Origin of the sequence: Paenibacillus sp. FSL L8-0644, assembly GCF_038008165.1 — a bacterium.
Taxonomy (GTDB): Bacteria; Bacillota; Bacilli; order Paenibacillales; family Paenibacillaceae; genus Paenibacillus; species Paenibacillus polymyxa_D.
In genome coordinates this window covers 1679405-1706058 of sequence record NZ_JBBOYN010000001.1, presented here as the reverse complement: position 1 = coordinate 1706058, position 26654 = coordinate 1679405, and the positions used below count along the sequence as shown (strand labels likewise).

Genomic DNA, 26654 nt, shown 5'->3' with positions numbered 1-26654 from the left:
AGATCACACTCATTTACTCATTATGGAGGAGAGAAATTATGCTAAAGCCATACCCGCTGCAATTTCAACCTGAGTTCAAAGAGAGAGTTTGGGGAGGACGGGCCTTAGAGCAATTTGGTCTAACCCCACCAGAAGGACATATCGGGGAAGGATGGATGATTGCCGATCATCCAAACGGAACAACAACGGTCATCAATGGTGAGCTGGCAGGCAAAGGACTGGATGAAATTCGCGAGACCTACGGGCAAGATTGGCTCGGGGCCAAGGGTGTATCGGAAAAAGGCGGACGATTCCCACTTTTGATCAAACTACTGGATTGTAATGATGACTTATCCGTTCAGGTGCATCCGACAGATGATTACAAAGGACTTCCAGCCGGAGAATTAGGAAAAACTGAAATGTGGTACGTGCTTGATGCCAAGCCGGATGCCAAGATTATTTATGGTCTGACCGAAGGTGTAACCCGCGAGAGTCTGCGTACAGCTCTTGAAAGTGGGGACATCCTCGGCAGTTTGCGCCAGGTTCCAGTCGAAGCAGGCGATACATTCTTCATCCCCGCTGGAACCGTACATGCACTGTGTGCAGGCGTTGTCGTTGCTGAAATCCAGCAAAATTCGGATACTACCTATCGCTTATATGACTATAATCGCCCCGGACTGGATGGCAAGCCTCGTGAGTTGCATATCGAGGATTCCCTCAATGTAACCTCCTACGCAGGTGCAGGCGCAACAACGATGAAAACGGACGGCTTACAGCCTGGAAAATGGCTCCAGCTGGCAGCCTGTGAGTATTTTGTTGTGGAAAAGGGTATCGTAGATGGAAGTTGGGCACTTTCTACAACGGAAGACAGCTTCACCATTCTCGTGATTTGTGAAGGCAGTGGGACCATAACATGGAACAATAATACCGAGTCTCTTTCCTGTAAAGCTGGAGATTGCTTCCTGTTGCCCGCTAACCTGAGCGGTTACACGCTGAATGACGGAATGACCGTACTTAGATCTTATCTTCCTTAAAGCTTAAAGGATGTGATGTCTAATTATGCGGGAATACACCTTCACCATCGCTGAAAATGACGGAACAGAGCTTTTTGCCTACCGCTGGCTGCCTGATCAGAATTTGCCCATTAAGGGGATTGTTCAAATTTCGCATGGTATGTGCGAGACGTCCTATCGGTACATCCGACTGGCCGAAAAGCTTACTGCTTGCGGTTACGGTGTGTATGCCAACGATCATATCGGTCACGGGCGCACGGCTGGTGATCCTGATAAGCTGGGTATGCCAGGAGCTAATGCGTTTAATCGAATGGCAAATGGCATGCTGGAGCTAGGCGAAATTGTGGCTAAGGAATTCCCTGAACAGTCTCGTTTTTTGCTGGGTCACAGCATGGGGTCCTTTTTAACCCAAAAAATTATGTATGACGATCGGCAGACGTATCATGGGTTTATTTTATCGGGAACCAACGGAAGACGTGGTCTTCTAAAACTCGGAGAGCAAGTTGCTCTACTGCAAGCCAAACTGCAAGGAATGGATCATCGCAGTATGTTGCTCAACGCTATGGTCTTTGGAGGCTTTAATCGTGCCTTTCGTCCGGTGCGCACAGCGTTCGACTGGCTGTCCCGTGATCCTGAGGAAGTAGATCAGTTCGTGCACGACCCATTATGTGGAGCTATTTGCACGACAGGCTTTTTTCTGGATTTTTTCAGGCTATTGCAAGAAATCCATTGGCCTTCCTCGCTGAAACATATCAATCCCAAACTGCCAGTTTATATTTTTGCCGGGGATCGTGATCCAGTGGGTTTGTTCGGTAAAGGCGTGTTGTCACTAGTGGAAATGTATCGAAGCCTAGAGCTTCAGGACATAGAGTATCGCCTCTATCCTGATGGTCGCCATGAGATGCTTCATGAAACAAACCGCGACGAGGTGATGAGTGACATCGTAGACTGGCTCGACCGTCATGTTAATACAGAGGTGACCTCTGTTTCCACATTGTCTGGAGCCTCCGATGAACCTGAACAATCAACCTCGTCCAAGTCATCAGCCTTGTGAGGAAATAAGAAAAGAAACCTTTAAAACCACGATTAAAGTGGGATTGAAGGTTTCTTTTCTTATTCCTTTTTATTTTCCATTTGGGTTAGTTTTAAAAATCACCATGCATTTCGTTCTCTCAGGGAAGTAATATGAGCTGTGTGATGTTTGCCATGCCAGGCATAGATACCGATGTTTCGTTCCAGGCGGATCGTCTGGCCCGATTCAGGATGAATAAACGATCGGTGTAGCTGATCCTCTCCCAACGATCGCAACACGGTCACCCACCGTTCATGCAGTCCTTCTAGCAATTGCAACGAGGGCTCCAGTGGAAGTTCCCTGGCGTCTGGTATTTCGGCCCAACGTCCCTCATCATATGGCTTGATCGTCGGTGTATCCTCCGTCAGCGCCAGTTTAAAACGGATATAGCTGTTCATATGGCTGTCTGCCACATGATGAACTACCTGCCTTATCGTCCAGCCCCCTTCACGATAAGGCGTATTTAGCTGCTGCTCATTCAGTCCTTCGACCGCCAGACGCAGCTGTGCAGGCAATTCAGCAATGTCGTGAATCCATGCGATAAGCTGTTCTTCTGTAATGGTGTCTGGAACAACGAATGATCCTATCGGATAGCGCAAGTCTTTGTCCAAAACAGTTCCCGCCCTTCTCTACATCTACTGACAGTAATGTCTGTAGCCTTATGTGATAACTATGCAGGAAAAAAAGCAGACTCGCAAGAGTCTGCTTTTGCCCAATTTATTTTATCCTTCTAGTAACAATGATTCCGGATCTTCCAGCAATTCTTTGACCGTTACTAGGAAACGAACTGCCTCACTACCATCAATAATCCGGTGATCGTAGGATAACGCGATATACATCATCGGACGATTTTCCATTCGTTCCTCGTCGATGGCAATCGGGCGAAGTTGGATTTTATGCATTCCCAAAATCCCCACTTGCGGCGTATTGAGAATTGGCGTAGACAGCAGGGAACCGAAAATACCTCCATTGGTTATGGTAAAAGTTCCTCCTTGCAAGTCGGCCAGAGAAAGCGAATTGGAGCGTGCTTTGCCAGCCAAATCTGCAATGCTCTTCTCGATCTCAGCAAAGCCAAGACGATCGGCATCCCGTACAACTGGCACAACCAAACCTTCCTTGGCAGATACAGCAATCCCAATATCATAGTATTTTTTCAGTACGATATCATCGCCATTAATTTCAGCGTTCACGGTAGGGAAGCGCTTGAGAGCACCAACCACTGCCTTCGTAAAGAAGGACATAAAACCCAAGCCTACATCATGTTTTTCCTTAAACTTATCTTTACGGCGTTTACGCACATCGAGAATGGCGGTCATATCTACTTCATTAAAAGTGGTCAGCATGGCAGCTGTTTGCTGTGCTTCAACAAGACGCTTAGCGATCGTCGCTCTGCGACGAGACATGCGCTGGCGTTCCACAGGCTTGCTGTACTCCGTTTGCGCTGGAGACGGAGGCGCAGGCTTGCTAGTAGCGGGAGACGCAGATATAGATGCTGCACGTGATACTTCAGCGCTGTTATGCGTTTTTACGTCCTCCTGGAATACACGTCCGAGCGGGTCCTTTCCCTGTACCTGCTCAAGATCAATCCCGCGCTCACGCGCTAACTTCCGTGCAGATGGTGATGCCGTCTGGCCATTTCCGTCGCTATTCGATGAAATAGGCGGTGCAGACTTTTCTTCTACTTTAACGCCGCCTCCTACGGAAGACGGTGAAGTCGCTACGGACGGTGCTTCAGGCGCTTGAGTCGCTGCAACTTCTCCAGCACCGGTTGAATCCGCACTACCACTGCCGCTTCCGATCAGACCAACAGCTTCACCAATGACCACAGTATCTCCCTCCTGACGAAGGATTTTCTGCACCACACCTGCTTCTTCCGCACTAATTTCCAGATTGACCTTATCGGTTTCCAACTCCAGCAGAACATCTCCCTGTCCTACGGAATCCCCTTCCTTCACAAGCCATTTGGAGATTGTTCCCTCCGTGATGGATTCTCCCATTGCCGGCACTATAATATCGCTCACAGCCGCTACCTCCCCAGTGTAATATTGTTTTTGGAATCCTGCTTCAACGCCGATTGAATAATTCGCTGTTGTTCTAGGCTGTGTACTTGCTGATAACCGCTGGCCGGGCTTGAACGATCTGGTCTGCCTGCGTAACGAATTTCTGCTCCCTGTGGCACAACATTCCGCAGACGAGGTTCAATGTAACTCCAAGCCCCCATATTTTTAGGTTCTTCCTGAGCCCATACGAACTCCTTAACATGCGGGAAGCGTCCGAAAATATTCCGAATTTCCTCTTCCGGGAAAGGGTATAACTGCTCCACACGAATAATATGCAGACGCTCTTCTGCCTCATTCTTATCCTTTTCCAATGCTTCTTCGAGATCAATGGCAATCTTGCCACTGCACAGTACAATGCGTTCTACACGATCCGGACGTGCACCCAGACCAGGCTGTTCCAACACAGGACGGAATGCTCCTTCGCTGAATTCAGAAGCAGGCGAAGCGACACGATTATTACGAATCAGGCTCTTCGGCGACATCATCACCAGCGGGCGGGCTTCCTCACTTTCGCTTAATGCAGCCTGACGGCGCAGCAGATGGAAATATTGGGAGGCACTGCTCAAATTAGCGACAGTCCAGTTATTTTGTGCGGACAACTGGAGAAAACGCTCCAGACGTGCGCTCGTATGCTCTGGTCCTTGTCCTTCGCTACCATGCGGCAGCAGCATCACCAGACTCGATTTCTGTCTCCATTTGGCACGGCCTGCGGAAATAAATTGGTCAAAAATAACCTGTGCACAGTTGGCAAAATCGCCGAATTGTGCTTCCCAAATCACTAACGTTTCAGGAGAATACACGTTATAGCCATATTCAAAGCCAAGGACAGATGCCTCAGACAATGGACTGTTATGAATACTGAACGAAGCACGTGCTTCCGGCAATGTATGCAACGGGCAATGTGTACGGCCTGTTTCAGGCTCATGCAGCACAAGGTTACGGTGAGCAAATGTAGCTCGCTCCGCATCTTGGCCTGTCATACGAATAGGCTTGCCGTCTGCGAGAATGGTAGCCAAAGCCAGCGTCTCCGCCAAACTCCAATCTACCTTTTCACCCTCGTTCAGAGCGGTTTTTCTACGCTGTAAAATTCGATCCAGCTTCGGATATACGTGAAAAGACTGTGGCCATTTGAGTAGGTTTTCATTGATTTGGCGCAGTTTTTTCAATTCCACTGCAGTACGTACCACAGAACTCTGATTCTTTTTCGCCTTCACAGGAGTAATCTCCGGCTCTTGTTCCGGTTGATTCTTCACCTGCTCATGCGCTTCCTTCAGTCTGTTTTGCACCTTTTCAATGAGGCCGGCATTAAACGCTTCGTCCACAATCCCCTGCTTCACCAGCTTTTGAGTATACAATTTGCTCACCGTCGGATGATTCTTCACCTTACGATATACCAGCGGTTGTGTTGTTTCCGGGTCATCGGATTCATTGTGACCATAACGACGGTAACCAATCAGATCAATCAGAAAATCCTTCTTGAAACGATTGCGATATTCGCCAGCCATACGAGCAGCTGCAATACAAGCTTCGGGATTATCCGCGTTCACATGCACAATTGGAATTTCATAGCCTTTAGCGAGATCACTGGCATAACGGGTCGAACGGGAATCAACACTCTCTGTCGTAAAGCCCAGACGATTATTCACAATAATATGAACTGAACCGCCATTGCGGAAGCCGCGCAAATTCGTGAAATTAAGTGATTCTGCCACGATACCTTCACCTGGGAAAGCAGCATCACCGTGCATAATAATGGTAGCTGCCTTGCTCACATCCAGCTTCGGATAACCAGCCTCACTGCGGTCTTCCTGTGCAGCTCGTGAAAATCCTTGTACCACCGGATTCACATATTCCAGGTGACTTGGGTTATTCGCCAATGTCAGACGGGCCTGCACCGCTCCCCCATCTTTTACAAAACGATCAGCACCCAGATGATATTTCACATCGCCAGTCCAGCCGTAGTTAATTCCTGTGGAACCTTCCGACGGAATCAAATCCTTATTCGGCGAATGATGAAATTCAGAGAAAATTTTACTGTAAGGCTTGCCCAGCACATGAGCTAGTACATTTAAACGGCCGCGATGCGCCATGCCCATCAGGACATGACTTGCTCCTGCATTTGTGGTTAGACGAATAATCTCGTCGAGAACAGGGACAAGCACATCATTACCCTCGATGGAAAAACGTTTCTGTCCGACAAATGTTTTATGCAAAAACTCTTCGAACTGTTCTACTTCTACCAATCTGCTCAGCAACGACTTGCGTTCCTGTGTGGTGAGGGGCTTGGAGGACCAGCCGGATTCTGCATAGCTGTTCAGCCAGCGGCGTTCCTCCTCGTTATGAATATGACTAAATTCATAGGCAATCGGACCTGTGTATGCTACACGTAACCGTTGAATGGCTTCCCATCCGTTAAGTGTTCCCGCAGGAGCGTTATCCCATATTAAAGAAGCTGGAAAAGCCTTCAAGTCTTGTTCAGTTAAACCGTAAGATGCTGGATTAAGCAAGCGTGTATCCTGCTCTGCATCCAGTTCCAACGGATCGATTTGGGCGGCTAAATGTCCGTATTCACGAATATTCCATACCATTTTACCCGCTGTAACCGCTTTCTGTAATGTATTCGAATCAAGATGCCCCAAAGCGCTTGTGGGGGGGCCTTGCAATTTGTTGTCTATCATGGAAGCAGCCGAGTATTCGGATTGTGGCGGCTCACCCCATTGATCAAATAGCTCGCGGTAAGCCGGGTCAACCGTTCCGGGGTCCGCTACATACTTTTCATACTGGTCCTGCACATAACCTAGATTAGGTCCGTAATACGCCTGCCAAGGTACCTGTCTGCTGCTCTCTTCCATTGTCATCTCGTTCCCTCCGTCAAATTTTGAAATTCATAGCTGGACGGAAATCATTTTCATTTTTTTTATTAATCTTCAATTTAAGTTGTTCACAATATGCTCACATTATATGAAATTCTTCATCAAAAGTCGAATTTCACAATTCTTATTCCTCTTCCATTGTATAAAGTTTTCTAGCTATGAGCATTTCCTTTTTCTCAACATATCCATGCGTAAATGAGATGAATCGGGCTAATCTGTAATCAAACACCTGGCAACTTAAATAACCAGCCGTCGAATATCAACTAACAGCTGGTTATTTAGTCTATGTTGCACCTCATAACGCCAAACGAGTTTGAATGCAACTTCCGAGTCCACCCCACTATGATTACCGTCAACAGCAGAATTTAAAAGGCACAAGGTCCGATACGATGCAAATTCAAACGTAAAGTGACATTAAAGTCACTTTTCTGTACAATATTCCTACTTTTCACTATTATTTTAATTAGGCATCTAAAAACCGCTTTGAAAGCGAAAGGGATGGAACTGTGACTGGATTAAAACAAGTACTCAGAAACAAGAATTATGTCAGGTTTTTTCTGGCAACCTTCGCCTCACAAATGGGAGGAATTATCGGGGTTACTGCATTCATGTTTTATTTGTTGAAACGGTTTACAAATCAGCCTTATTATGCAACGCTTGCCGAGTTAATGTATTCGCTTCCGATGCTGGTAGTATTTCTCGTAGTTGGAGTGCTGGCAGATCGGATGGACAGACAAAAAATTGCTGTTAATTGTGACTGGATCAGCGCTTTTTTATCCTTATGTTTGCTTATTTTTATTTGGGTCGATTCGATTCCTTTGATATTTGCCCTCCTGTTCATCCGTAGTGCTGCCTCCAAATTTTTCTTCCCGGCCGAAAGTGCCATTATACAGGGGATATTAAGCGAAGATGATTACACCATTGCCGCAGGCCTCAATCAAATGATGGGGAGTCTTTTCATGCTATTCGGAGGAACTCTCGGGGCTGTCGTTTACTGGCACTTTGGAATTACTGGAGCCATCCTAATTGATGCTGTTTCTTTTATTGTGTCCGCACTGCTTATTCGTTCCTGCAAAATTCCAAAGGAAGTACGCCTTCCGAACGGGGCACATCAATTTAAACAATTAAAATTCAAACTTGTCATGATCGATTTTAACCAAGGATTTCTTTACATATTACGCAACAGACTATTGCTTTGGTTGGTTTCAGGCTTTTTTATGTTCGGTATTTTAAATGGTGGTTTTAGCGTTTTACCGATGTTTATTCTTAAATATAAGCTAGCTCCAGGCAACTATGAGCAGTATATGGTATGGACGGGTATTATTTTTGGGGCTGGTGTGTTGCTTGGTACCCTAATCGCTTCTCTCATCTCTGCCAAGCTAAAACTACACCAAATGATTGCAGCGGGAGTTCTGGTAGCCGGAATGGGTATGTGCACACTTGGATTTGTTAACCACATCTATGCTTTCCTGATTATCAACTTTGTCATCGCACTGATACTTCCGTTCATTAACATTGGTATAGGAGGATGGCTTCCTCGTATTGTAGATCCTCAAATGATGGGACGTGTGCAAGGTTTGATTAATCCGTTAATGATGCTGTCCCAGTCTCTTACATTAGGTTTCATTGCTATAAGCTTTCCTTCATTTATTTCAATTGAAGTCTTGTTTTTATTAGTTGGGATCTGTACCGTTATTGTAGGAATATACTACACTATTGTGCTTCCCCGTTATGCTGATTACAATACTTCTTCCAAGACCCTTCAGGAAACTTTATAGGGAAACTGAAAAAGTCATACAGCAGACCATTCCGCCAGCGATTGCGATTGTTGAGTTGCCACTTCTGCCTCCGAATCCAGTTCAGAGGTGGCTTCATACATTCGTTGCATACGACTAGCTCGTCAAAACCCAGTAGAGACAAAGACTAATAGGGTATGTAATATTCAAAAAAAAAACGCCCGGCAGACGCATTAGCTGCATCAGCAGGACATTTTGATTGAAATCGGAGTAGCGGGATTCGAACCCACGACCTCACCCACCCCAAGGGTGCGCGCTACCTAGCTGCGCTATACCCCGATAACCCAGTGTATGTAGATCGATGCTGTTATTTACTATTATATTCTGGTCATAAAATCCTGTAAAGGGATTATTTTCACGTTAAGAGGTCAAAAACAGAGATCATAGGAGCTAACCATGCAAAGCAAAAAATTACTTATCCCCATTGCATTACTTCTTTTAATACAGTTAAGCGTTCCTATCTGCTATACCTTTGCACAGGATAACCTTGTCATAGATCATGAAACGAAAGAGAGATTCAAAGAACAGTATGGCTTGGAAGAACCTCAGTCACCTATATTAGAGCAGCAGCAAAACATTTTATTCGGAGGTGATTGGGGCTTTAGTCCTTCTGCCGATGCTGTGATGCTGGAATTGACCATATGGATTCGGAATCCGCTCATTTTCATCAGTCAACAACTGATATATTCGGTGAAATCATAAGCTTTATTTCGACAAGTTCCATGATATAAAGCATAAGAATCATTTATTTCGTAGCAAATTGTCTGCCACCTAAGGTCACTTCATCCTTCTTATTGAAAAGGTTTAATTCAATGGGGCCCCTACCATGTAGCCACAGCAGTTCATCGAATAAAAATGTCAGTCCATCCTTGGCGCGCAAGCGCTCGATGATCTCCGTGACAACTTGCATAAGCTCCCCTTGTACACCCGCTGCCAGTTGCAGACCTCCGCTCTCTCCATCCAGATAAAGATGCGTATGATATGATTGCTCCACCTTCTTCACATGTCGCACGCACAGTATGCCATTTTCGAGGTAAAAAAAGTATTGATGGTCATAAAGAACCCCTTCGTATATCTCATACATATGAGGTGAATCATACGGTCCCTGAACCATCGATACCCGTTCCAATCCCATTACCCATTCTGTCATACATCCTCGCTCCATTCCTTTGTCCAGTTATCACAGCTTAGTTCGATGAAATATTAACCTGTATTACAATTTATCCATTTTAAAACCACTTAAAATAATCTTGGAACGTTGTTATATGCATTTCACAAGGAAACTTCTATACGGTTTTTAAGCCACCTCACGCATTTATTTGTTTTAGGATTATCAAAATAGTGACTGTTGCTAATTTTAAAGCATTTTGATACTATGAAGGCATCAAATTAGTTAACTTATAATCTTGTTAACTAGATTACTTGATTACAAATATACACCTCTGTTTTATACATGCCAACTAGTTTACTTAATTACTTTTTGGAGGAATTGTTGTGATTAGATTTTCTCTTGATAAAATTATGAAGGATCGTGGACTCGAACAGAAAGATATTGTTTCTATTACGGGAATTAATAGGAATACGGTTAAAGCTTTGGCCTCCAACGCAAATGCCCGAATTGACTTTCCAACCTTGAATACACTTTGTAGAACCCTTGGCGTACTCCCTGGTGAACTGATCGAATACTTGCCAGAAGACGACGAAGAGAGCCGTTAACATGCTTAACGGCTCTCTGTTCTTTGTATAATATTTAAAATACTTTTTTACCGATCTTCCCGATCAATTAGATTTGACACCGTAATCCCTTTCTATTTCCTTAGTCAGACCAGTGACGCTAACATACGACTTGGGTTTCTGAATAATCCTTTTCTAACTCCAAAGCACTTTTACTTTGAATCTGTACATTCCCTAGATACCTTCCAAAATATCTATATGCAAAAAGGTGGTTGCATTAATTTATATCCATTTCAAAATCCCCTTCTTGCTTTGCTATCTTATTCGAAAAAAAATTCACGGTAACACCACCTGATACTAAGATCGTTAAAAGATCCGTAAAATATTGCTGTGGTGAAAATCTATAACATCTCTCTTCTTGATCCCATTCTTCCTCGAATCTTTTCAAGAAATAATGTGCGTTTTTCCAATGGATCGTGAACGGTCCTACTGTTCCAAAACCTCCACAGAGACAGTCCGATATACTGTCCAAGCTAAATCCATAGTACCCTCCGGGTCCATTAATCGCTTCACCAAGTGCTATGAAAAATGTTGTAAAATCAGATATGTATTCGCCGTCCAAGGTGTAGACTTCTCCTCGTTTATCCAGTCTAGCAAAATGATTAGATGCAGAATGTATTCTAGTCACGTTTAGCCACCCGGACCGTTCTTCTTTAGAAAAGCCTTGCCATATATTATTTTCAAGCGACTGAGCACCCTTTAAAAACTCCCATAATCTTAATTCCACAGGGGAGGGCTTCGTTTCAAGTATACCTGTTAACTCCAGATTGAAGTTTCCTTTATTGTAGTTTAGTTTATGGATTATGTAGGATTCAGGTAGGTGATAATGATAGCTTCCAATCACTTTTTCTTCATCATTTAAAATAGCAATGTACAAGTTGTGTACAGATTGTTTTGTCTTTATTATGTTTCCTATGAAATCCTCATTAAAGACAAATTGTTCAAAAATAACCTTTTCATACGTTTCGACAATGATATCACCCGTTAAGCCAACCACATCTCTACAATAACCAACCGTGAGCCCACTTTCATCGTCAATGACAGCAAATCTATATTTCATATCATATCTCCTCACAATAATTATAAGGAATGTAGCATTTAAGGAATCATTTTTAGCTTCTTAGATAGAATAATCAATTATTTTGAAGCCGATAAGGATTGAGATCCTCTACACTTTTTATTTTTTTTTAGATCTTCTGCAGGTATTGCAAAATAAATTTTCCCCTTTTCGGACTTAAATGTTAACGAAGCCTCATACTTCTTTTCAACAATCCACTGCTTTATTTCCAACATCTCTTGCAGATAGTGAGTGGCCGAAAAGTTACCTTTAATACAAATTGAAGCTTCTGAGGAGAGTTTTTGACTAACCATAGAATAGCTTGGAACCTCGTCATGGTAGGTTAAAGCATCCTGCCCCATACTAGATACATTTACGATGACTTCTGCATCTGATCCTGTAACTTGCTTTGTTTTTTGTGTTACAGCTTCTTTTAGCTCATCTCTCCACACAGAAGAGGCATAGTCATCCATCATTTGCCCATAATAGTCTTCTTCCACCAAAAAAGAAATCCCTAATCCAGAGATCACATTAGCTATAAATTTATCATTCTTAAGGTCATAATCTACTGAATCAATTTTCCAGTTCATAGTGTATGTTTTATGTAGGTAGTCAGTAACGTTGCTCCCAAATTTGACTCTTTCAATTGGACTTCCTGTTGTAATGGATACAACTATATATGCAATGACAATGATGATCACGAATAAAACAGCCTTTTTTACCACTCCAACCAAACCTCTCTAATAAAAGAATCATGTAAAAAGCTCTAAAGATTCCAGCAAGCTTTTCACCCACATCCTCTATAATCTTTACCGCTTCCTTTAAATCTCCACTTTCTATGACTTCTTCTAAACGCATTCTGTTCATAGTTTACCAGCCCACTTTATTACAATATATAGCAACTATGCAGTCTTAAATGTAATTCAATAATTTACATATGATAACAATCTGATGTCTCTTTTGTATATAGCGAACATTGTCGAAACCCTAAAGAGATATCCACTCATTGATTTAGAATAAACAAAATGTTATATTGTCTATAAAATAATCATCATTTAATCGAGGTGTTTGCTAAAATGGATCATTCCGAACTATTCTGGAATGCTGGTATCGAAGAACTGAAGCGTGGATATATTCGCCAAGGAGAGCAGGTCATTTGCTTGCTGGACGGACAGCGATTTGAGCAAGGCATCATATATCAGGATCAAGGGGTATTTTATGACGCGGAGAGGTACATGCGACTTCATATTGAGCGGACGTACGGTTCGGTCTTTGACTATTTGATCGGTCTGGACAAAAAGCTGACTGGACTGACGGATCATCAGAATCGGTTGCTTCAGTTATTTTATCAAGGCATGGGCGATGCGGACATTCAAAAGGAAACCGGAATCGGTAGCGCATCCACCATACGCAATCATCGCTTTGGTCTCAAAGAAAAAGAACGACAGGCCAAAGTATTTCTCACATTAATGGAGCTACTAAAGGAGAAAGATCGTCACGCTCCCGCCATTGTAGAAGTACCCATAGGAGCACGGATGGTGGACGAACGCTATAACATTACGGAAGACGAAAGACAAAAGGTACTCACGAAGTATTTTCCGAATGGTACAGACGGACGCCTTAAGACCTTTAAAATGCAAGAAAAGCATAAGCTGATTGTGCTGCGTGAAATTGCGAGCCGTTTTGTGAAGGGACAAATATATCATGAGAAGGATATCAATGCGATTTTACAGGAAGTGTATGACGATTATGTCACGGTGCGAAGATATATGATTGAATACAGTCTGTTGGATCGCAAACCGGATGGCAGTGAATATTGGTTGAAGGAATCTTGAAGCTAGGCGCTTATGAAATCAGCATTTTGCATAATTCGATTCCCAACGCTCGTAGGTACAATATATAGACGAACTAAAGCGTTTCGATCTATACATTGCTGATTTGAAAAGGCTCTTGGGATTTATGCAAAATGCTCAAATAGGAGGATTCGACAATGAATCGAAGAAAAGAACTGGTGCAGCAATACATGGAGATGAAGACAGAGGCAGGAATCTATTGCATTCGCAATACACGTAATGGGAAAATTTTCGTCTCTTCTACGCCGAATTTAAAGTCGCTGAATGGACGGCGTTTTGAGCTAAATATGGGTGGATTTAAGAATAAACAACTGCAACAGGAATGGAATGAGTATGGCGAAGATTCGTTTGAATTTGAAGTGCTGGACGTTTTGAAGAAAAAGGAATCCGCGTTCTTTGATGTCAAGGATGCACTAGCAAAGCTGGAGCAGACCTGGCTTGATCGACTCCAGCCTTACGGGGACAAAGGGTATTTGTAAATTACCAATCCACGGGATGCTCTTCCCGAAGGTATCCAAAAATAATAGCGTCGACAAATTGACCTTTTTCATAAAAATAGTCTCTCAGGTGACCCTCTTTAGTAAAGCCACTTTTGAGTAGCAGCCGTTTGGAGCCTTCGTTATCTGGATCAATGAAGGCTTCTATACGGTGAACCTGCGGCAAATGAAAGCCATAATCCACTACCACCGTCATCGCCTCTGTCATCAAACCTTGCCGCCAATATTCCGGTGCCAGCTCATAGCCGATTTCAATACGGGAGTGCTCCTTCTGCCAGTTATGAAATCCAATTGTACCCACGATCCGCTCAGGAGCTTTTTTTAATGTAATCCCCCAACGAAAGCCCTCTTGCTTCTCATATCTGGTTAGCATCGAACGAATAAATTTTTCGGCTTGCTCTACCTCTGTAAAGCTTTCCAAGTCATAATATTGTGTGACCTCATCCTTGGAGAAATAACCGAATACATCCTCCGCATCCCCTACTGTAAGCTGTCTTAAACGAAGCCGATCAGTTTCTAAAATCGGAAACGTTTCCATTGCCATGATCTATCTCCTCCTTCACATCGAAGAACCTTATCTTATCAGCCACCAGCCAATCCCAACTATCACTCCATTGATGAAGAATAATGCAATACATGCTCTCCACTTGCTGATTCCACTTGTTTGAAAAAAACCTGTCACTTTACTACGACACATGAACAACGTAAACAACAAATTCCAAATAATACGCATACCATATTTTACGTAGTATAAAGCAGGGTTTAACTGTACACCGCCCAACGTTGGAGGGACATCTGGAATAAACAGAATTGCACACGTATAACGCATGGTCTCATATGTAAAATAAAATACTGCCAGCCACCAAGCCCACTTCTTACCAAATAACATGCCGATACCGGCAGTCGTCCCTGCCAAACCGAGTAACGCGATAAATCCTTGAAACATGCCCCTACAAATGCCTACTAACGTAGCAGCCTCATTTAATGCATTAAGCGTCAATAGCTGGGTCACCAACAGAAGTGCTCCATTAAAGATCAATAAAATGGCTGAAATGCTTACACCTAAAGGTCGTTCGAAAACCACGTTGGTTACATAATCTTCTACTTCTTTTTTCGTATACAGATCTGACACTTCTTCTACTCTCCTAACCCAATTATATACATCCATTTTCGGGCGGGTTTAATAACAGTATGTTCTCGCCTCATTCCCATATATCGGCTTTTAGGAAAATATGGTTTAATCTTCCCTAAAATTCAGTTATCCGTAGGCTAATCATTATTATTCAGTGCAGCCATGCTGCTAATGATCATCCTCTATGGTGTCAAATTAGCGTCATGAGAATTTCTATCATCAACTGAATCCCAAATAGAGTAATATCTATCCTTATAATACCATTCCAAGAAGGAATCTGACAAATGAATGGACTACTACTAGCGCTTATGAATGTATACGCGTTATTTTCGTGGCCCTGTAACCTTCAGATGACTGGATATACTCTACCTCATAACCCATTCGGGCATCCAAAAGCCCTTCCATAAATGGAAGGCACGGACTGTAAATAAAACTCCCTCCGGGCCGAATGGCTCTAAGCAATTCCATATATTTGCGAGCGTACTCATGAATATTACCATCTGCCTTCAGATGATGATGTATAAAATGATTGGAGAATGCCATATGTGAAACGATCGTTCCCCATGTGCGTTCCCCAAAGGTGGTCTCTAACCAATCTCCTTGAGTGACCCAACCTTCTGTTTCAGCCAACCGATCTGTTCCGTAAGCCTCAATTCCACAGGCACGTAAATAAGTAACCAACCGTGCCTCAGATCCGCAACCAACATCTAGAACAGGCTCTTGCAAACGAGCAATGTCCAATCCTAGCAGATTGGCTTGCAACTCCGGCGTATATTCCTCACAAGGTATCCAAAAGGTATACTCACACTCTGCATACTTAGCAAACATTTCACGTCCGTTGGTACGAGTTAAAAAATCTCTCAAATGCCCGTAATGCTGCTGAAGCAGTAAGTCCAAGGTTGCTCTATCTATAAATTTCTTCTGGAACAGGTTCTCAATCCGGGTGAAAAGTCGATCATACAGCTCCGTAAGCTCCCTCACATGAGCTGTGTGAAAATGTAGATATTGATTGGTATTTACAAACTGGGACAGTATTTTAGCCGCTACATCCGTCACAAAAGCGTTATACATATGCTGGCGCTTCAAGCCTTGAAGCATGAGGATCAGTTCTGAGCTTCTCTGCGTCAGCCAGTACGTCATTTCCGTTGAAGGTCCTAACAGAACAGAACCCTCACGCATATAAAATAAACTCCGATGCTGATTGTACAGGAGTTGACCGTTAATAAGTTTATGAAGTTGAGCGACTGTCATTCTCGCTTCCTCCTTAAGATCCAGAACATTAAAGCCCTACCCAAGCCTAAACAATGTTATCTTTGGGTAGGGCCAGCTTATTTTCTAAGTATACCATGGCTATGGAAATAATGTTTTATTGCGAATCTTCCACCTGTACATAAGAGGATAAAGGAATATTCAGCTCACGTATTCCCTGAGCTACCAGCCGAGCTATTTGCTCCGCACCATATTCCTGAAAATGAGTATCATCCTTCACTCCATCAGGAAATGCAGGATACACCCCTGGCTCCACATGCAAAAATAACGGGAGTGTTCCTTCCAGTCCAAGTGTATCATAGTACGCTACGCTCAAGCGGCTAAGATCGACCAGTGCAACATTTGTCTCCGATGCTGTTTCCTTCATGGCCTGCACATATTCCGGGAAACTAATCCGAAACGAGGCACTTGCCGCATCATAATCCCGGCGGCCAACAGGAGTAATTAGCACAGGTGTTGCACCGCGTTGGATGGCTCCTTGAATGTAGGTTTTTAAGTAAACTTTGTAATCCGCGGGTGAAACATAACGCTCTTGGTTGTTGATCGCGGCATCATTATGCCCAAACTGAATGAGCAGATAATCTCCTGGACGGATATTGCGTAAAATATCATCTAACCGCCCTTGTACCAGAAAGGTTTTCGTGCTTCGTCCACCAATAGAACGGTTCACAAAAATAGGCTCATCTGTGAAGAACGGAGCAATCATTTGCCCCCAGCCCGCCTGAGGCTTCATCGCGGATTTATAGGTTTGAACCGTAGAATCTCCCGCAAGGTATACCGAAGGATGTTCTCCAGCCGTTCGAGCATCCTTTGGGGTAATAACCAAAGCGTTAATCTTCGCTTCATTACCTGAGAAATACAATTCGAGCTGACCGTCGATGAGTGCAAGTTCAAATCCAGCCTCGACAAATTGTCCTGCTGTTTTAGCAGTAGGTTCTACCTTGACGATGGACTCGGCTTTAACCGTAATGTCTGTGTTTCCGGCAGTATCTCCGGCAATCAGGGAAAGCGTGTAATCCGTCGGTGGTAAATTGACAACAAAGGATGATCCTTGAACACGAACAAAATCTGAGCGTATAGCATCACTTCCACCACGATCTTCTTCATTCACTTTGGAAAGATCGGTAAATCCATAGCCTCGCTCAGGCGTGTAAACATCATTGGCAGTGACTTGGGTGTAGCCGTCAGCTACCTTGCCGGGGCCAAAATCAAAACGAAGAGGTGCCACAAGCTGTTTTTCGGCTAATGCCTGCCCTGGGATAAGTATGGTTGCAAACAACAAGCTGAACCCTGCGCATAATCCAATCATCTTACCGAACAACCTGTGACGCTTTCCCTTTTGTTTCAAGCGCAACCCTCGCTTTTCAGATTATTTGAGTGGTTTGTCATCGTCTATACGTGTATTGATCCCCGCTAGCTTTTGACAGCCTTGGTCCAGCGCCCAGGATACCACAATGCCAACCGTGTACCTGATCAGATCCGCGGTCAGGAACCCTTTCCCAAGCACCAAGCCGCCCAGTGTCGTTGCCCGAATGTGGTTAATCCAGGGAGCCTGGTACATCTGGCTGAACTCAATGGCGAAGCAAAACAGCAAGCTGCCCCACAGGGCTACGGACAATTGACGATTCACCCCCAACATTCTCAGCCCAAAATAAATCATGCACGCCCACAAGGCATCCCCAAAGTGATTAGCAACGAATTCAGGCAACTGGGAGGAGAAAACTCGGCTTCCCAAACCCAACAAGATCGTGACCAGCACAGCAACTAGGTACGCAGCACGGGCCTTCCAGCGGAATTTCGCCTTTATTTCCCGATTGGCCTTCCTGCTGACGCTCTTACGAACGCTCCTCATGCTAAATCACCTGTCCTAATGCTGGGACATCTTCGCCAAGCTGCTGGAAATTCGTAAAGCATCCTCTTTTGGTTAGCGCTTGCAAGATTGCTGAACCTTTTGCTGATGACATATTGTATGCACACCAACTTGTCTGTATTTTTCATAAAATAATTAATCATAATGAGCCTCCGTAATATCGTACAAACCATCAGCAACTTCCAAACTGTTCATGTGAGGATACTAAAATTCAATACCACGCACCTTGGCAAAAACCATTTCGTGTGCCATGCTTCCCTCTTCATCATACTCGACGTTTCTTAAAATCCCCTCCAGTGTAAAACCTGCACGTTCCGCTACCTTGGCGCTGCGTGTGTTTCTGGAATCACAACGAATCTCCACCCGATTGGCATTCAAATGCTGTATGGCAAAATTCGTAATACCGTGCACGGCCTCTGTGATAATGCCTTTTCCGGTCCATGATGTTCTGAGCCAATACCCAATTTCAAATCTTCGTGCATCCCAATCAATACGATGCAGACCGCTGCTGGCTACAAATTCTCCCGAAACCGTATCAAATATATACAACATCATATCAGACCGATCCAGAAATTTAAGTCTGGCTTGGCGCGAACGGATTTCAGATTCCTCTGCCGTAGGAAGATTTCTTGCAAACGGAAGCCAAGGCCGCAGTTCATTCGCACTCTCTCGCATCGCCTCATTGACTGCCGCCCCATCCCCCCACTGCGGGGCGCGTATGGTCAATCGTTCCGTTTGGAATTGATCAGGGAACGATAAGAGAATCGGGTTCGGTTGCTGCTCCATACTCATGATGCACCCTCCTCCTTATTCGTTGAATAACTGCGACGATCCAGCCAACCTGTGATTTCACGCAAACTCCCAATCTGATAGTCCGGTACAATGCCCGTTTCCTGCCACGTCATAAAGCCTTCCAGCCAGATGGTATGCAATCCTGCACTTTGTGCACCACGAATATCATTTGTCGGGTGATCGCCTACATAACAGGCATGGTCGGGATCGACAATGTCCAGCTCATTCAGAGCCAACTCGAAAATTCGAGGATGAGGCTTCTGGATGTTGACGCCACCCGATACGATAATAGAATCCACATAATCCCTCAGCATAACTCGGTCGATTTTCGCTTGCTGCGTGCGGAGTGAGCCGTTGGTAATAATACCGAGCTTCAAGCCACGCGACCGCAGTTCGGACAATACTTCCTTGGCCCCGTCCATCAACACCGTAAACTTATGAAATTCACTATACCAAAAGCCCAGCATCTCTTGTACTGACGTATCGGGATTTTTCAGTTCCAAGTCTGTATGCAGCTCGGTATACAGTTCCCTCTTATCCCGGTATCCGTCCCGATCCGCCAATCGTATCTGTTCAACGACAGCCGCGCGGATCGCCGGTTCTTCTGCCACTATAAATCGTTCTATAAAGCGCTCTGTATATGCGGCAAACGCCTGTTTACGATGAATAAGAGTATTATCCAGATCAAAAATGATTGCTTCTATGGACATAAATAGCTCCCTTCCTTCATCCTCTTACACCGATTAGGCTGAAACAAACTGAATAATTCCTATTAGAAGTAAAAGAAAAAAAATAGACAAGAAAATAATGATCATGTACTTCAAGATTCTCTTGGAGGTCGACTTTTGTTCTAGTTTGGTCTCGATCTGGGTCAACCTTTCTTTGATTTCTTCCAAATCCTGCTCCACCTTCACATCATGCTCCCCTTCCTTCGTTTCGACTTATTCATCTTCCTGACACTCACTCACACAAGTTGCTCCAAAAACGCACTTTTTTTACGGCATTAAAATCAATTTGTTCATAAGGCTTCTCCCCAAATTCCAGCTTGAAATACTCCTGCAAACATTCCCCATACACGATAATATCCGTTTGATATACGGAAAATACCGGATTTCCTTCTTCAGATGGCTGCTCTGGGATATATCGATGTCCATTGATTGGGATTAGCTTGGGCACACGTAAAAACTCACGTTTACATATATCAACAGCTTCCGCCGAATCTGTCGGTTTTTCGCCCCATTCGGGAGGCCAGAATACATGCTGCTCTACATCAAAAATCATACCTTCCAGCGGCCAATTCAACCTTTGCCGGATTACACCCATCCGCTGTGGTGACGTATCTCTCCAAGGGATAAAGCTTTTACCGATGGGAAGAACACTCATCAGAAGCTCCCTCAAATCGGGCGGGAAGTGAATATCATACCTGCCTTCGACGTCGGTAATCTCCTGCGTGGATAAGCCTGGAGCTAGGGTCACATCGTGTTTACGTAATAAATCTATGATATAAGCGATATCCATCTCTTATCGACTCCTCAGCAACTACCTAGTTGACCGGATTGGTCAAGAGGCCTACCAGGCTTGTAACTTCAACTTCACCAACACGGCGCGGACCTTCCATGAAATATCCCCTTGTTCCTACCTGTATCCGATGTCGGTGTACCTTTTTCCTCATTTCTCCAAACAAAATCCACATTCTCGCTTGCCCTTCCCGCTGAACAGGACGACCAACATCCATAATCAGTTGACCATCTCCATCTTCAAACTCAGGATGTATGGCATAAATTCCCGTATTCCCGATGTCGTCACCCTCATAGGCAAAATCACAGCGATAACCCTGAATAGGCAGCTGTTTCCTGCCTCCTTCTTCCGGTGTGTAAAATCGATATTTTATTATAAAATCGTGCGGATGCTGTCTGCTATTTTCATAGGGGTTCCACATTTCATATCATCCCCTTAGGTCTTTTCCAAAAATATGTACTTCATTCTAGTGTAATCTAGCAGGAAAAGAAATCCAAGACCTATCCGCAATGCGTTGCTGAATAAGCTTGGATTATATGAGATTCATTTATTAGAATGTATGACTTCTATGCTTGCTGTCCGTTCACCTGAATATCTGCGGCTACTTGCTGCCCTAACCAAGCCCGCATGCGATTCCATGAAAAAACCTGCTCCGTATGAAATACACCGAATGGAAGTTCTGAACGGTACAGGGCGAGCGCTGCAAAGACGGCTGCCTTAGCGGTTAAATCAGACTGATGGTGACCCCTTAGCCGACATTCGACCTTCGTCTCCTTGCCATTGAGAGTTCCTCGAGCATCTACCTTGACCGCTACAGCATTCCCACCTATATGTACCTTGCTAAAGCTGCGAACCACTGCATCACGCACGGTTTGCTGTCGGAGTAGACCTGAAACTCCTATCGTCCGAAGCCCTGCTAGAAGCCGAGTGGTCAAGCGCGAATCGAAGCAAAGGCGTGTGCTAACCGTAGGAACTTTGAGCGTACGAGGAAGTGTCTGCTGATCTGAAAAAGGAAATCGATACGCCCGATGACGACCCACTCCTGCACCAAAATCTGCCACTATTCCGCCAGTAAAGCTTTTTCGAGTCACAAAACGTCCCTGTTCTATAACCTCCAAATCGGCATGAATCTGATCTACTGTCCACTCAATAGCAGCCTGACCGTGTCGATCTCCCAAACCCAGCATCAAAGATATATTCAACTCATCCGTCTGATCCATGAGCTGTGTCGCTTGCAGTGCCAACAGATTGGTCAGTCCCGGAGCTAATCCTACACTTAACAGGGCTGTGGCCTGATGAGCTCGGGCCTCCTGATGACACTGCTCCACCTGACTCAAAAAGTCCGCATTCGCGGTAATATCCATGTAATGCACCCCATGTCGAAGGCAGGCACGTACCAAGGCCGTATTGTCCTGATCCAAACACATGATTACCAATTTGGCTTGCTCTAATATCGACGGGTCCATCGGCTCATGAATATTAAGCTGCAAGGGCCGTATCTTACCATTCGATCGTTGGCTAAATTCAGTGGCCCGTTCCAGACTACGACCTGCGGCAAATACCTTGCCGGGAAACATTTCACTTAACTCTGTACATACAATTTTTCCAACATGGCCATACCCGCCAATGATGATGATGTTATCCTTTGTCATAAGCTGTCCCTCCCTCTTTAACTGCAAACCATGCATTTACTAAAAAGCACCATAATACCGGGTGATGTGGGTAAAGCCTGCATCTATCAACAGTTCCTGTATTGCCGCATTGGACACTGGGTTTGACTCACGACCGATGGAAGCAGCGAATCGTTCCCAATCCTCCAGTGAAATGCCCTGGCTCAGCATATGACCTTTCCACGCCTGCATTTGGATGGAAAAAGAAGGCTCCTGTGAATTCCCATTAATAGAAGCTAAACAAAAAGGCGCACCCGGCTTGAGTCGAGTAGATATCTGGCGTAGCAACGCCTGTTTACTTTCCAAGCTTTGAAGAAAATGAAGCACCAGCAGGCAGGTTGCAGCGTCATAGACCGGTTCTCTGCATGATTCTTCGCTGTGCTTTTCGCGCTGTTCTTCAGGCTGTTCTCCAGACAACTCTTCCAACGTACCTGCAACAAACGATATTTTTGAACTGATGCCCGCATGTGTTACACGCTTACGTGCCAAATCCAGCATGTGCTCAGAGGGATCAACTGCCGTAAAGGACCATGCATCATGGCGCCCTCCGAGCGTAATCAATTCCTGACCGCCTCCAGCTCCGACAATTAGCACATTTGGATCTATATTTCGAATATGAGTTTGTGCTTCAAGCTGTGCGGCTATCAAACCGTCTGTCATCTCGTACAAATGAGCATATCCAGGTATTTTTAAAGCAATCGTATCCGCGTACTTATGCACATTCGGATGATTCCAGCTCATAGGCTGGTTTGAGTCCGTATTTTCAATATGGGGTTGTTTCATATGGGCTTTCCTCCAAACATTTAGCCTTGATCTTCCCAGACCATTCGTTTATTGTAGATTTAATTAAGAATCATTCTCAATTATAAAGACAATACAAATATCCACCATCCCATAAATGCGGGATTTAATAATCGCGCTTGAGAATCTCCAGCTTTCACGATAGGAGTAAATGATGAACGCACACTACACACAATTTGCACAGCTTAAGGACGTCCGACAGCAAATCATTGATCTAGGAAAAAAAGACCCCTCATCCCTAACGTACAAGCACACCCTAATCGACCGCTTGCGTACTCAGGTTACTTTCGATGCGGCGTGCTGTACCTCGGTAGATCCGCGTACGCTGCTTTCCACAGGGGCATTTACAGAGTCGGGTGTGGAGGACATTCATAACAAACTGCTAGAATACGAATACCTGCACGACGATATGATGAAATATGATCAGTTGGTGCGGGAAGGACGGTCTGTAGCGACGCTACATGGGTCTACACAAGGCCAACCGGATCGGAGCACACGATATAGAGATGTTTTGCAACCCGCCGGATTCGGGGACGAGCTGCGTGTTCCGTTTATGTACAAAGGGAGCTGTTGGGGATTTCTTACGTTGTTCCGCCATCACGGAAAGCCTGTATTCAGCGTGGAAGAGCAACAACTGCTTGAAACGTTAGCGCCGTCCATAGCCTACCATCTGCGTCAGGCCAGTGTCGGTTTATCTTCAGCCCCTGTCATGATCACGGAAAATGAACTTGAGCCAGGAGTTCTAATGCTTTCCGATAAGCTAGAACCGATCTCGTCCAATACAGTAGCAATGCATTGGCTAAAGCTGCTTTGGCAGCAGGAGGGAATCCATGAAGACGGTCTTCCGGCTCCCGTCCGGGTGGTATGCTTGCGAGCGCTATCCACTGCCACTGCACCAGCACGACTATGTATCCCTTCCACAGACGCAGGAACCCCATGGGTAACCATCAGAGCCACCCTTCTGCAAAGCGGACAGAAGCATACGGGACAGAAGCAGCTAGCCGTATGGTTTGAGGCTGCTAAAGCAACTGACATGCTACCGCTTATGGCTGAGGTGTACTCATGGTCCAAACGAGAGAGACAAATTGTCCAACTCATTGTTCAGGGCTTTTCGACCAAGGAGCTGGCCAGCGCACTTCATATTACTGCCTACACGGTGCAGGATCACCTGAAAGCGATTTTCTTGAAAACAGATGTAAGCAGCCGTCGTGAGCTAGTATGGAAGGTATATTCCAGATTCAATTAACCTATGTAAAAAAGACAGATGACCCGATTAGGGAGCATCTGTCTTTGCATCACTGCTCTATTGGAATGCCAGAGCCTTATTTCTTCGAAGAGGAGTTCGTATCATCGTATGACACTGGTGAGGGCTTCGCAATCCATTCATCAGCCTCAGGCTCGATATCCACGCCATTTTCCAGCTTCGTTTTCTCCATCAAGGAATCTCCGTCCTCGTCCTTCTTGTTGCGGATTTTCGCTTCGTCTTGAGTGTGGTCGCTCATGTTGATTCCTCCTTTTTTAATTTCATCTGATGGTTGTACCTTACTCATAATTACCCATTGCTGTCCTGTACAAACCTCTACACGACCAGATGCCCTTTTTTCTCCGCGGGTTCAATGGTCGCCTCAATGCCAGCATTAAACTCCAGAAAGTCACTTTCTACTCCATCACTGAAAATAACTCCGTTTTCCGGCATCTGCGATGCAATCCGTAACGGTTTTTCGGCTGCTACCTGACCAAACACGAGATCCGCAGCAGTCGTTCGGCTGGGGAATGGTTCTCTCACCGTAAAATAAAGCGATGGCGAACTCCAGGTTGCACGATGATCATGACTCATTCCGTCTGCTGTCCCTTCCTGACTGAAGGCTGTACCTGGCATCAGCTGGCTTGGAGTCAGCGAGATTGGATGCCGTGTAGCACTGCCGACAATTCCGGCCGCTCCAGCCAGCACACTGGTCAGCCAGCCCGTCGCTCCCAATCCGGTTGAAACGATAATCCCGCTGGAGGATTGCTGCTCTACTTGATCCTCCAGCCTTAGCTCATATCTCGCGGAAACATGAGTTTTGCGTCCAATGAACAAATCATTTACAGCATACAAGGATTGGCCATCATTTAATCGGGCCTTAGCCAGCGTAACTTCCTTAATTGGCCGTCTATGCACGAATACATCCGGCACTACCCAGCGCAGGTCGGATACGGTAAACGGCAGCAATACCCCGTCCCAGCGCAATGGATCTGGATTCACGCCGATAAGCGGCTGCTCGGTCAAATATTTTAAGGTGTTGGCTACCAGCCCATCCTGACCCAGCACCACCACTGTATCCTGCTCACCAAAAATAAAGTTCGGCACATGCTCCCGCTCCACAATCTGAACACGACCCAAGGCCGTTAACTCCGACGTTGCCGTTGCCACCGCCCTGCGGTAATTTTCGTCCTCCAGCACATAATCACTGAAATCCGCACCCAGCCGTTCCATAAAGAAGCGAGCCTGCTGCACCGTATTGTATCGGACAATCAGTTCCTCCAGTCGCGTTTTACGCTTCACCAAAATGATCTTCTGCTCTGTCATTCGGCCGCTCATCGTGTTCTTCCTCCAGACCCTCTCGATCCTCCTGATCCGCTTGCTCCCGTATCTGACATGAGACCTTGCAGCAGATCCGGCGTAATATTCAGCTGACCGATTTTCCCTGCATTTTCTGCAAGCTCCTGGAATGCAATCGCAATTAGTTTATCCGGGCTCATATCCATGTTAGCCATAGCTTGAAGTACGTTCGGTTCAACATCCTGCAACGATTTCATGACGGCTGTCAGCTCATAGGCCTTGGCATCGGCTTCTGCCTTTTTATTCGTTACGGTCAGCTCAATCAGCTCGCGTTTTTTCTCCTCCAAGGCCGTGTCAAATCGTAGCTGCTCCTCTTTCATCTCACTTTGCTTTTGCTTTACGGAACGCTCGGCATCAAGTTGAGTTTCACGGATCTGCCTTTTTTTCGTCTCCACTGCAATCTCAGTGTTCAGCTCGTTTTCCTTCACACGCCGCTCTTGCTCAATAGATGCATTACGACGCTCATACAAAGCATGATCCGCGTTGCGAAGAATCTCTTCCCTCGCTTGAGCCTCCAGCGCTCTCATCGTCTCCTTATTAGGTAGAATCGCCAAAATCGACAGCCCCATAACCTCAATGCCGAGCTTTTCCATTTCCGTATGCTGAGCAATATCCTTCGTCATGTTTTGGGCCAGACGTTCACTGGACTGAACAGCTTCTTTGAGCGGGACACGCTCCAAATACTTTTTGGTAAGCACCTTGGCAATGTTAATCACCCGTTGGGCCAGCTTGCTCGGATCATCCGAAATGTAACGCCGTTCCTTCAAGTCATACGTATAGTTTAAAATCTGCGTCGTTCTCCGATAATCCACAATTCGATAAGTTAGTTGCCCCTGTACCGTCACCGCTTGAAAATCATTTGTCATGTCCTCAAACATGAACGGCGCATCAATAGAAGAGACGGGCACGACAACAACCGAGGTGGTCGGGGCGTAGTAATAAAAGGATAATCCAACACCCTCCCGAACCACCTTCCCGTTTTTCACCTTCATCACATATTCACTGGGCTGAAATTTAACAAAATTAAATCCAAACATAGCTGCTTCCCCGCTTTCTTTACAGTTTA

28 protein-coding genes, 1 tRNA gene and 1 pseudogene are annotated in these 26654 nt (G+C 45.1%); 8 read left to right on the top strand and 22 right to left on the bottom strand.

Annotated features, from left to right (window positions below; all coding sequences use genetic code 11):
- Positions 1–38: 38 nt before the first annotated feature.
- Both NSS94_RS07695 and NSS94_RS07690 read left to right on the top strand, forming a co-directional pair.
- Positions 39–1013, top strand: coding sequence for a type I phosphomannose isomerase catalytic subunit (locus NSS94_RS07695; RefSeq protein ID WP_029516464.1), 975 nt, complete (start codon positions 39–41; stop codon positions 1011–1013).
- Positions 1014–1038: 25 nt separating this feature from the next.
- Positions 1039–2046 carry an alpha/beta fold hydrolase gene (locus NSS94_RS07690; RefSeq protein WP_203055906.1) on the top strand — a complete coding sequence of 336 codons (1008 nt, stop codon included), beginning with the start codon at positions 1039–1041 and terminating at the stop codon, positions 2044–2046.
- Between the two features lie 98 nt (positions 2047–2144).
- Here the strand turns inward: NSS94_RS07690 and NSS94_RS07685 are convergent, their stop codons facing one another.
- From NSS94_RS07685 to NSS94_RS07675, 3 genes are all read right to left on the bottom strand, one after another.
- The gene (locus tag NSS94_RS07685; protein ID WP_029516462.1) at positions 2145–2675 is read right to left on the bottom strand and encodes a YfiT family bacillithiol transferase; all 531 of its coding nucleotides are present in this window, start codon (positions 2673–2675) and stop codon (positions 2145–2147) included.
- A gap of 111 nt (positions 2676–2786) precedes the next feature.
- Entirely contained in the window at positions 2787–4085 is a 1299-nt protein-coding gene (gene odhB, locus NSS94_RS07680; protein ID WP_341039119.1) for a 2-oxoglutarate dehydrogenase complex dihydrolipoyllysine-residue succinyltransferase, read from the bottom strand.
- A gap of 5 nt (positions 4086–4090) precedes the next feature.
- On the bottom strand, positions 4091–6982 hold the full coding sequence (locus tag NSS94_RS07675; protein WP_340884812.1) for a 2-oxoglutarate dehydrogenase E1 component: 2892 nt from the start codon (positions 6980–6982) through the stop codon (positions 4091–4093).
- A 521-nt stretch (positions 6983–7503) separates the two neighbouring features.
- Here NSS94_RS07675 and NSS94_RS07670 point away from each other — a divergent pair.
- Entirely contained in the window at positions 7504–8775 is a 1272-nt protein-coding gene (locus NSS94_RS07670) for an MFS transporter (protein WP_341039118.1), read from the top strand.
- A gap of 223 nt (positions 8776–8998) precedes the next feature.
- Here the strand turns inward: NSS94_RS07670 and NSS94_RS07665 are convergent.
- Positions 8999–9072, bottom strand: a tRNA-Pro gene (locus NSS94_RS07665).
- Positions 9073–9189: 117 nt separating this feature from the next.
- Between NSS94_RS07665 and NSS94_RS07660 the strand changes: the two genes are divergently transcribed.
- The gene (locus NSS94_RS07660; protein ID WP_318626831.1) at positions 9190–9495 is read left to right on the top strand and encodes a hypothetical protein; all 306 of its coding nucleotides are present in this window, start codon (positions 9190–9192) and stop codon (positions 9493–9495) included.
- 43 nt (positions 9496–9538) lie between these two features.
- Here the strand turns inward: NSS94_RS07660 and NSS94_RS07655 are convergent, their stop codons facing one another.
- Entirely contained in the window at positions 9539–9943 is a 405-nt protein-coding gene (locus tag NSS94_RS07655) for a hypothetical protein (protein WP_341039117.1), read from the bottom strand.
- A 344-nt stretch (positions 9944–10287) separates the two neighbouring features.
- Between NSS94_RS07655 and NSS94_RS07650 the strand changes: the two genes are divergently transcribed.
- Positions 10288–10509 carry a helix-turn-helix domain-containing protein gene (locus NSS94_RS07650; RefSeq protein ID WP_010349271.1) on the top strand — a complete coding sequence of 74 codons (222 nt, stop codon included), beginning with the start codon at positions 10288–10290 and terminating at the stop codon, positions 10507–10509.
- Between the two features lie 235 nt (positions 10510–10744).
- Here NSS94_RS07650 and NSS94_RS07645 read toward each other — a convergent pair whose 3' ends face one another.
- The 3 genes from NSS94_RS07645 to NSS94_RS07635 form a co-directional block, all read right to left on the bottom strand.
- Positions 10745–11587: a barstar family protein gene (locus tag NSS94_RS07645; RefSeq protein WP_341039116.1), complete on the bottom strand. Its 843-nt coding sequence runs from the start codon at positions 11585–11587 to the stop codon at positions 10745–10747.
- 77 nt (positions 11588–11664) lie between these two features.
- Complete coding sequence (locus NSS94_RS07640; protein WP_341039115.1) at positions 11665–12174, bottom strand: hypothetical protein; 510 nt, start codon at positions 12172–12174, stop codon at positions 11665–11667.
- Between the two features lie 52 nt (positions 12175–12226).
- Entirely contained in the window at positions 12227–12442 is a 216-nt protein-coding gene (locus tag NSS94_RS07635) for a hypothetical protein (RefSeq protein ID WP_341039113.1), read from the bottom strand.
- A gap of 218 nt (positions 12443–12660) precedes the next feature.
- Here NSS94_RS07635 and NSS94_RS07630 point away from each other — a divergent pair, with 218 nt between their 5' ends.
- A complete protein-coding gene (locus tag NSS94_RS07630) occupies positions 12661–13419 on the top strand; it encodes a DUF2087 domain-containing protein (RefSeq protein ID WP_029516451.1) in 759 nt (252 codons plus the stop codon).
- 155 nt (positions 13420–13574) lie between these two features.
- Positions 13575–13916 (top strand): GIY-YIG nuclease family protein, encoded by a 342-nt coding sequence (locus NSS94_RS07625; protein WP_209949591.1) that lies wholly within the window; start codon positions 13575–13577, stop codon positions 13914–13916.
- Between the two features lies 1 nt (position 13917).
- Here the strand turns inward: NSS94_RS07625 and NSS94_RS07620 are convergent, their stop codons facing one another.
- From NSS94_RS07620 to NSS94_RS07570, 11 genes and pseudogenes are all read right to left on the bottom strand, one after another.
- Positions 13918–14478, bottom strand: a complete 561-nt coding sequence (locus tag NSS94_RS07620) for a GNAT family N-acetyltransferase (RefSeq protein ID WP_029516449.1) — start codon at positions 14476–14478, stop codon at positions 13918–13920.
- 30 nt (positions 14479–14508) lie between these two features.
- Complete coding sequence (locus tag NSS94_RS07615; protein ID WP_029516448.1) at positions 14509–15066, bottom strand: hypothetical protein; 558 nt, start codon at positions 15064–15066, stop codon at positions 14509–14511.
- Between the two features lie 306 nt (positions 15067–15372).
- Positions 15373–16317 carry a class I SAM-dependent methyltransferase gene (locus NSS94_RS07610; RefSeq protein ID WP_341039112.1) on the bottom strand — a complete coding sequence of 315 codons (945 nt, stop codon included), beginning with the start codon at positions 16315–16317 and terminating at the stop codon, positions 15373–15375.
- Between the two features lie 115 nt (positions 16318–16432).
- Entirely contained in the window at positions 16433–17644 is a 1212-nt protein-coding gene (locus NSS94_RS07605; protein ID WP_209949683.1) for a rhamnogalacturonan acetylesterase, read from the bottom strand.
- 60 nt (positions 17645–17704) lie between these two features.
- On the bottom strand, positions 17705–18187 hold the full coding sequence (locus tag NSS94_RS07600; RefSeq protein ID WP_029516445.1) for a ribosomal maturation YjgA family protein: 483 nt from the start codon (positions 18185–18187) through the stop codon (positions 17705–17707).
- Positions 18188–18409: 222 nt separating this feature from the next.
- Positions 18410–18997 (bottom strand): GNAT family N-acetyltransferase, encoded by a 588-nt coding sequence (locus NSS94_RS07595; protein WP_029516444.1) that lies wholly within the window; start codon positions 18995–18997, stop codon positions 18410–18412.
- Positions 18994–19707, bottom strand: a complete 714-nt coding sequence (locus NSS94_RS07590; protein ID WP_029516443.1) for an HAD family hydrolase — start codon at positions 19705–19707, stop codon at positions 18994–18996. The genes NSS94_RS07595 and NSS94_RS07590 overlap by 4 nt, the downstream gene beginning before the upstream one ends.
- Positions 19708–19957: 250 nt before the next feature.
- Positions 19958–20515, bottom strand: coding sequence for a hypothetical protein (locus NSS94_RS07585; RefSeq protein WP_039269707.1), 558 nt, complete (start codon positions 20513–20515; stop codon positions 19958–19960).
- Between the two features lie 25 nt (positions 20516–20540).
- The gene (locus tag NSS94_RS07580) at positions 20541–20936 is read right to left on the bottom strand and encodes a hypothetical protein (RefSeq protein ID WP_029516441.1); all 396 of its coding nucleotides are present in this window, start codon (positions 20934–20936) and stop codon (positions 20541–20543) included.
- 145 nt (positions 20937–21081) lie between these two features.
- Positions 21082–22167 (bottom strand): saccharopine dehydrogenase family protein, encoded by a 1086-nt coding sequence (locus NSS94_RS07575; RefSeq protein ID WP_340954851.1) that lies wholly within the window; start codon positions 22165–22167, stop codon positions 21082–21084.
- Positions 22154–22968, bottom strand: a pseudogene (locus NSS94_RS07570) (class I SAM-dependent methyltransferase). Before NSS94_RS07570 ends, NSS94_RS07575 begins: the two are co-directional and overlap by 14 nt.
- Before the next feature lie 172 nt (positions 22969–23140).
- Between NSS94_RS07570 and NSS94_RS07565 the strand changes: the two are divergent.
- Positions 23141–24232 (top strand): LuxR C-terminal-related transcriptional regulator, encoded by a 1092-nt coding sequence (locus NSS94_RS07565; RefSeq protein WP_341039111.1) that lies wholly within the window; start codon positions 23141–23143, stop codon positions 24230–24232.
- Positions 24233–24308: 76 nt separating this feature from the next.
- Here the strand turns inward: NSS94_RS07565 and NSS94_RS07560 are convergent, their stop codons facing one another.
- From NSS94_RS07560 to NSS94_RS07550, 3 genes are all read right to left on the bottom strand, one after another.
- Positions 24309–24488 carry a hypothetical protein gene (locus NSS94_RS07560; RefSeq protein WP_013309345.1) on the bottom strand — a complete coding sequence of 60 codons (180 nt, stop codon included), beginning with the start codon at positions 24486–24488 and terminating at the stop codon, positions 24309–24311.
- Between the two features lie 77 nt (positions 24489–24565).
- Positions 24566–25567, bottom strand: a complete 1002-nt coding sequence (locus NSS94_RS07555; RefSeq protein ID WP_341039110.1) for a sugar kinase — start codon at positions 25565–25567, stop codon at positions 24566–24568.
- Positions 25564–26625, bottom strand: coding sequence for an SPFH domain-containing protein (locus tag NSS94_RS07550; protein WP_029516438.1), 1062 nt, complete (start codon positions 26623–26625; stop codon positions 25564–25566). The genes NSS94_RS07555 and NSS94_RS07550 overlap by 4 nt, the downstream gene beginning before the upstream one ends.
- Positions 26626–26654: the final 29 nt, after the last annotated feature.